This window comes from Bacillus sp. ISL-47 (assembly GCF_018613175.1).
Classification (GTDB): domain Bacteria; phylum Bacillota; class Bacilli; order Bacillales; family Cytobacillaceae; genus Cytobacillus.
On sequence record NZ_JAGGQS010000033.1, the window covers coordinates 37,726 to 44,463 of the forward strand.

The 6,738-nt window shown below is 46.6% G+C and carries 7 protein-coding genes; 1 reads left to right on the forward strand and 6 read right to left on the reverse strand.

Annotation, left to right across the window (positions count from 1 at the left end; all coding sequences use genetic code 11):
- Positions 1-22: 22 nt before the first annotated feature.
- The 4 genes from J7I93_RS11930 to J7I93_RS25410 all read right to left on the reverse strand — a co-directional run bounded on the left by J7I93_RS11930 (position 23) and on the right by J7I93_RS25410 (position 4,125).
- Complete coding sequence (locus J7I93_RS11930) at positions 23-985, reverse strand: D-2-hydroxyacid dehydrogenase (RefSeq protein WP_214726084.1); 963 nt, start codon at positions 983-985, stop codon at positions 23-25.
- A gap of 134 nt (positions 986-1,119) precedes the next feature.
- Positions 1,120-1,464 carry a hypothetical protein gene (locus J7I93_RS11935; RefSeq protein ID WP_214726085.1) on the reverse strand — a complete coding sequence of 115 codons (345 nt, stop codon included), beginning with the start codon at positions 1,462-1,464 and terminating at the stop codon, positions 1,120-1,122.
- 114 nt (positions 1,465-1,578) lie between these two features.
- Entirely contained in the window at positions 1,579-2,397 is an 819-nt protein-coding gene (locus J7I93_RS11940) for an MBL fold metallo-hydrolase (RefSeq protein WP_214726093.1), read from the reverse strand.
- 255 nt (positions 2,398-2,652) lie between these two features.
- Positions 2,653-4,125, reverse strand: a complete 1,473-nt coding sequence (locus tag J7I93_RS25410) for a TerD family protein (RefSeq protein WP_214726086.1) — start codon at positions 4,123-4,125, stop codon at positions 2,653-2,655.
- Between the two features lie 210 nt (positions 4,126-4,335).
- Here J7I93_RS25410 and J7I93_RS11950 point away from each other — a divergent pair, with 210 nt between their 5' ends.
- The gene (locus J7I93_RS11950) at positions 4,336-5,064 is read left to right on the forward strand and encodes a glycerophosphodiester phosphodiesterase (protein WP_214726087.1); all 729 of its coding nucleotides are present in this window, start codon (positions 4,336-4,338) and stop codon (positions 5,062-5,064) included.
- 82 nt (positions 5,065-5,146) lie between these two features.
- On the opposite strand, the gene J7I93_RS11955 is transcribed toward J7I93_RS11950, so the two are convergent.
- Both J7I93_RS11955 and J7I93_RS11960 read right to left on the reverse strand, forming a co-directional pair.
- Positions 5,147-5,587, reverse strand: coding sequence for a hypothetical protein (locus tag J7I93_RS11955; protein ID WP_214726088.1), 441 nt, complete (start codon positions 5,585-5,587; stop codon positions 5,147-5,149).
- Between the two features lie 9 nt (positions 5,588-5,596).
- Positions 5,597-5,947: an ASCH domain-containing protein gene (locus J7I93_RS11960; RefSeq protein WP_214726090.1), complete on the reverse strand. Its 351-nt coding sequence runs from the start codon at positions 5,945-5,947 to the stop codon at positions 5,597-5,599.
- Between the last annotated feature and the right edge of the window lie 791 nt (positions 5,948-6,738).

Genomic DNA, 6,738 nt, shown 5'->3' on the forward strand with positions numbered 1-6,738 from the left:
GGCTGTTTTCAAACAGCCAATTTTAATAACCTTTTTGGTAATCGACCAAGTTAATGGCAGGAGTCTCCCCGTTTATATAGTTTTTTAAATTGGGAATAAAAATGTCTTCAATCACACGCTGAGTATAGTGCTCTGTAGACCCTGCTGTGTGAGGGGTTACAATCACATTTTCAAGCTCCCAAAGCGGGCTGTCCTCTCCCAGCGGTTCTTTTTCAAAAACATCAAGGCCGGCACCGGCAATTTTGCCGGCCTGCAATGCGGCAATCAGGTCGTTTTCAACGACGATCTCACCGCGACCGATATTGATGAAAAAGGCAGATTCCTTCATTAGCGAGAATTGTTCGGCTCCGAATAATTGCCTTGTTTCGTTTGTAAGCGGCAGGGTGACGGCAACATAATCGCATTGCGGAAGGACATCGTTCAGCTGACTGGATGTATACATTTCATCTACGTATTCTTCCGGCTTTCCAGAGTGACGGACGCCCACAACTTTCATGCCAAAGGCTTTGGCGATTTTGGCCGTTTCTTTGCCAATGGCACCCACACCAATGATGCCGATGGTTTTATTGTGAATTTCAAGCTTCATGCTGGCATGATGCCATGTTTTGGATTGCTGATTTTTAACATATGTATGGATTTTTCGGGTTAAGGCAAGCATTAGGGCAAAAATTGTTTCCGAAATCGGATTGGCATGTACGCCGTTTGCGCTCGTGATTTGGATGCCATTGGCTTCCATTTTAGCTAGAGGCAGGGAGTCAACTCCGGCACTCCAGGATTGGAACCAGCGAAGGTTCGTGCTTCCTTCTTGGATTGGTTCTTTTAGATCCTTCTTCCAGCCGGCGATTACTTCAGCTTCTTTGACGTAATTCAGCCAGTTTACAGGATCTTTTCCCGTGAGCAGCTGCCAATCAGGGATCATTTCTCTTATTTTTTCAAGCTGGGATTGTTCAAGCTCATGTGTGATGATGCAGGTTCTTCTTGTCATGGTCAAGCCTCCATTAATTATTTTTAGAAAAGTCGGTAAATATATCATAGCAAACCAATATATCAACGAGCCACCAATTTTATCGGCCAACCCAAAATAAGTCCCCGGTACGGAACCGGGGACTCGCTGTTATATTAAGGCTGGAAACCTATTAGCTTAGCTTTTTTATCGACGCCAAGCGTTTTAACATCCGGAAACGCGATGACAGAGCTGATATAGTCCCAGCGGATGAGGAAGTGGGTGACACAATCTTCCTCTTTTTGCTCTTCCTCAGGGATGTCTGTACCGTCTTCTTCCTGGATTTTTGTACGTTTAAAGCACGGATTTTCAACCCAGATGCCCATATTTTCCGTTTTGATCAGTTTGACGATGTACCATTCATCAGGCTGGAAAATGCCGGTAGTGGGACCTACCAGGTCATTGGGGAAATTTTTGAATTTTATTTGGATTTTCTGGTCTTTAAAGTTTTCCAGATACATACTCTAGCCTCCTGAACTATTAAAATATCTATTTCCTATACTCTTCCTTTTTTTGATGCTTTTAAACATCATAAAAAAACAAGGTCCACTCCTCAGAAGTGAACCTTGCTTTTTTTAGCGTTCGCCGTCTACATATTTTCCGTGGTCCGGGATGGCGATTTCGTCAAATTCATTAACAAGCTTGGAGAGGCTTTCTCTTAATGTAGCGGCAGCCATTGGAACGCCATGGCCTGTGATTGCAACAGCCGGCTGCAGTGCCTCAAGTTTCTGGACAGAGGTGCGGGCTGATTCCCAGTCAGTTGTTAAGTAGCGTGGCGGGCCGCTGATTTCCTGTTCCTGAGTCAGTACGCTGTATAGTGATTCCTGCTTCACCGTTACAAAAGCGTCGCCTGCAATCAGCACGCGATCGGCCTCTCTGAACAAGGAAACATGGCCTGGAGTATGACCCGGTGTATGGATCCATTTCCATCCTTCCATATGCGGAACGCTCCCGTCCTCGGGCAAAGATTGAACATGGGTGCCCAGGTCAATGCCTTCATGCGGAAAAGCGGGGGACATTTTAGCAACCAGTCCGCCTTCTACACTGGCATCCGGCTTGGGATAATCTTGCTGTCCGGTTAAAAATGGCAACTCGAGCGGGTGGGCGTAAACAGGAACCTGCCAGCGCTCGACTAAGTCTATTATCGCACCTACATGGTCAAAATGACCATGCGTTAATAGGATGGCTCGCGGTTTTGCATTTTCTCCGTAAAGCTCCTCGGCTGCCTCTATTATTTTGTCAGCTGACTTCGGCATGCCGGCATCGATGAGTACCCAATCACCGGGCTCCTCGGACACCCTAACAAAACAAACATTTACAATCTGCACTGTCAGGCAATAGACTCCGTCTGCTTCATTTACAATCATTCCGCTTGTGGAGGAAGTCATGGGCATATAACGTTCAGTTGATGAGCTTTCCTTCAAGGATATTACCTCCTTTATAGCTTTAAGTGTAGCCCTTCCAGTAAGAGGGCTGACGGGCTTCTGCAACCCGAATGTTCTTGCTGAGACTCGTAAAGGCGTAATTGGTTTTATCTTTTTGAGTATACCCGCATATGGAGTTTGTATGCGGCATATCTAGGAGGAGGAGGGAATAATTGCAAAAAAGCCCTGCCGATTTCCGGCAGAGCTTGGCTGGCTAGTAGCTTTTTAAGATAAGAATTCCTGCGGGTTCAAACCGAGTTCCATGCAGATTTCAGTGACGGCTTGCTTTTCATTTTGATCAAAGTGGCCGTCCGCATAGCCGATTGCGATACAGTAACGAGCGACAAGACGGGCAATTTCAGGCTTGTTTCTTACCCGGCCTACAGCTTTGAAGGCTTCTGCCCGGCCGATGATCGGATCCATTTCAATCCGCTGCACGAACATATTGAATTGCTGGATGACTTTTTGTGTATCAAATACTTTTAATTCCTGGCTGCTGTTAACAAACTCAATCATTTTTTCGCGTTCAGAAGGATCAAGTCTCCCATCGGCCATGCCAACAAGTGCACATGAGGCGACAACAGCATCGAGGACATCCTGGCTCTTGAAGCGCGTGAACAGTTCCTGAGCTCTGCGTTTCTGGTCATTGGCCCATTGCATGTAGTCAGTCTGGTTGGGTGACCAGGAATTGCCGCAGGCATTGCAGGTAAGCTTAAGCTGATTTTTTCCAATAAAGCCGCCAAGAAGTCCGACTGGTCCGAGAATAAGTCCGCCAATAGCTGCTTTTCCTAGTCCGAATCCTTTTTGTCCAGTGCGGATGTTAGTAGAACCGCAGCGGGTGCAGGAGATGTTGCCATCTGTATAGGATTGAGCTTGCGCTGGCTGTCCGGATCCAGATTGGCCGCCGAACGATGACGGCTGGGGTGCAGGGCTATTATAGGCTGTTTGATTATAAGAAGACTGGCTATAGGCTGGCTGATTGTAACCTGTCTGTGCCGGCTGGCTGTATGATGGACTTGGCTGGCTCTGAGGAGAGCTGTATCCTTGAGAAGGCTGCCCAAAGCTGCCCGGCTGCTGGTATTGGTTTTGACTGTATGCCGGCTGCGGGCTTGGAGCAGGTTCATCATCAACAGAAACTCCAAAGTTACGGCAAAGAGCAGCCAATCCGCCCTGGAATCCGCTTGCGATGGCATTGAATTTCCACTCGCCATTATGGCGGTACAGCTCTGCGGCCACGATGGCTGTTTCAACGGTAAAATCACGGCCAAGGTCGAAGCGCAGCAGTTCTTCATTTGTAAGAGCATTAAACACTCTCACATAGGCATTGGATACTTGTCCAAAGTTTTGGCCTTTTGCCTGGGCATCGTGGATGGTGATGGTAAAAGCAATGCGGTGAATATGCTGCGGAACCTTATTTAATTCAATCCGGATTTGTTCGTCATCGCCAGCTCCAGCACCAGTCCGGTTATCGCTGCTGTATAAAATCGACCCGTTCCCGCCTGAAGGGTTATTATAGAAAACAAAATCACTATCGCTTTGGACTTTTCCGGATGCGCCGGTTAAAAATGCTGAAGCATCCAGGTCATATTGAGATTGATTTTGACTGACATCCCATCCCAATCCTGCCACAACAACCTGCAAACCGGGATGCGTCTTTGTTAAATCTACTTTTTGTCCCTTGCTTAATCGAACTCCCATAGATTTCACTCCTTTTTATAATTGGCAACTATGTATCGTTATAGTGTTATACGAACTGAGCAGTAAGAAGTTTCATAGTTTTCATTATAAGGGAATCGGCGCGGAAGTGAAACTTGAGGGACTTTTTGCACGATCAAAAAATGGTTTTTTTATAGGGGAATAGAATAATACTAGAAATAGTATGACCATGCTGGCAGAGGAGGAACTCAATTGAAGAATAATGCAAAGATTTTTGCCCATCGGGGTGTAAGCGGCCATTATCCTGAAAATACGATGGCTGCCTTCCAAGCTGCATTGGAAGCAGGAGCGGATGGTATAGAACTGGATGTACAGATAGCAAAAGACGGGAAGCTGGTGATTATTCATGATGAAACGGTAGACCGGACTACAAATGGAACTGGCTGCATAAAGGATTTAACTTATGATGAGATTATGCAGCTTGATGCAGGCGGCTGGTTTGCTGCTGCGAACGCTGGCGAAACCATTCCGGAACTTGAAACGGTTTTTCAATGGGCTATCAGGGATGGCAATGGGTTGATGATTAATGTTGAATTGAAAAATGATCGAATTGAATATCAGGGTCTGGAAGAAAAAGTCATTGAACTGATCCAGCGCTACGGATTGGAGGATAGGGTTATTCTATCTTCTTTTAATGCGGAGAGTTTGAAAAGAGTGCGGGAGGTGCATCCAGCCTTGCAGACTGGCTATTTGATTACAGGGGTGCCGGAAGATGCAATGAGAGTGGCGAAAAAGATTGGCGCTGACAGCATTCATTGCGAAGAAGCCTTTGCGCTATCTGAATACGGCAGAGAAGCTAGGAGAGCGGGCTTTCCATTGCGGGTTTATACCGTAAATGACGAAACGCGCAGTGATTTCCTGGCCAAAGCCGGAGTTGAGGTGATAATGACTGATTTTCCGGAGAGATTTTTGAAGAATTAATCTTGTGATTGGATTTAACCGTGAAAAATCAATTAAATACAAAAAAACAAGCGCAGTCATTCTGCGCTTGCTCCATAACCTCCTACCAAAGCACAGGCTTGGCCACCATGAACCAGAGCATGAGCATTAATAGAAAAAGGTAGATCCAGACGGAGCGGGTGAGTTTTTTAACCAGAAAGTGGTGGTCCGCTCCAGGCTCATCGAATTTTTTCAGGACAGGTGTAAAGGCCCGTGCGAGAAAAAAGACAGATCCCCCCATTACCATCAGGGTTGCGACGATCCAGGATGTCGTCCATGCCCAATGGCTGTTCACAATAAGAAGGACACCCGAGCCGACCAGCACATGTCCTGCATGCTTGACGAGGCGGACGGATGTCCTGAATATGCCTATATATGCCTGCTGGACTCCGGGCTGAGCTGATTCCAGTTTTGTGACGATCGGAATCAGGACAAAGAACGGGCCAACAGAGAGAATGGCGCTGCTGACATGGATGTACAGCAGCACGCGGTACAGAAGTTCCATCCCGTAAGATTACTTCTTCACAGGGCTAAATTCATGAACCCATACACGCATTTGCGGCATCCAAGGCATACCAGGGTGCATGGATAAAATGGATTGCTTGTAGTCCTCCAAGCTTTCAAAGCCTTCCTGGCGGGCGTGCTCATCTGTTAATTCTCCAAGTGACTGGGAATAGACGTTTTCAACGACAAAGTCCTGGCCTTCAAGCGTCATGATTTCCCCGACATCGGCATATCTGCCATTGCGGCGTGTAGCGGTTTTCTTTCCTGCAAGTACCTTTTCAACATCCTCTTTAACCGTAATCATACGGTCAACTGAACAGGTTTTTGGCGGTAATGTATTTGGATCATGCTGGTTTGACATTATGTAATTCCTCCTTATGTAAATGCTTACTTTAAAACATTAACATATTTTTTATCCGGAAGGTAGTTTCGGTGTGAAAATCTGAAACCAGGAAAGGCAGTAAAAAAGATTTTGGATTCCTTTGACCCTGGTTTCGGTTCTCTAGGGATAAGGGCAATTGGGATCGATTGGTCCGGTTTTTGAACAGGATACTGGCAGGGCGTGGTATACAATCCATGTATCCTTCTTTCCTAAAGAAAGGGCTGCTTTTTAAACAAATAGCGAGGAGAGGTTGATTTCCGCTCCAGGATGCGCAGCGAACCGCGGGGCGGGCGGTGAGCCTCCTCGGCGCGCAGCGCCTGTGGGGTCTCACCTGTCCCACTCCTCCCGCTGGACTTTGAATAAGCATCCTCGAATCATCACCGCACGAAGGAAATGCGGATGCATTTTCGAGGATCTCGCACCTTCCGCTCCAATCAACCAACCTTATTTATCCATGTTTCTATTTTATTTAAGGCTGTTTTCATAAAGTTTGTTGCTTTTCAATAACTCAGTTTAATTCGCTGAGTTGATTGGAGCGGAGGGCAATTGACTCCTGCGGGAGGAGAGGGAGCGGGAGACCCCGCAGGTGAAACCGAGGAGGCTCCCGTTCCTCCCCGCGGGTTCGCTGCGTGCCTGCAGCGGAAATCAACGGGCGTAATTCATAAGAAAAAACAACATTCTATACGAAAAGAGCCTTATTTAAAAACAAAAACCTTTTAGAAACCCTAAAAAAAAGCTTGAGGAAATATTAGACTAACCTAGATAAATGA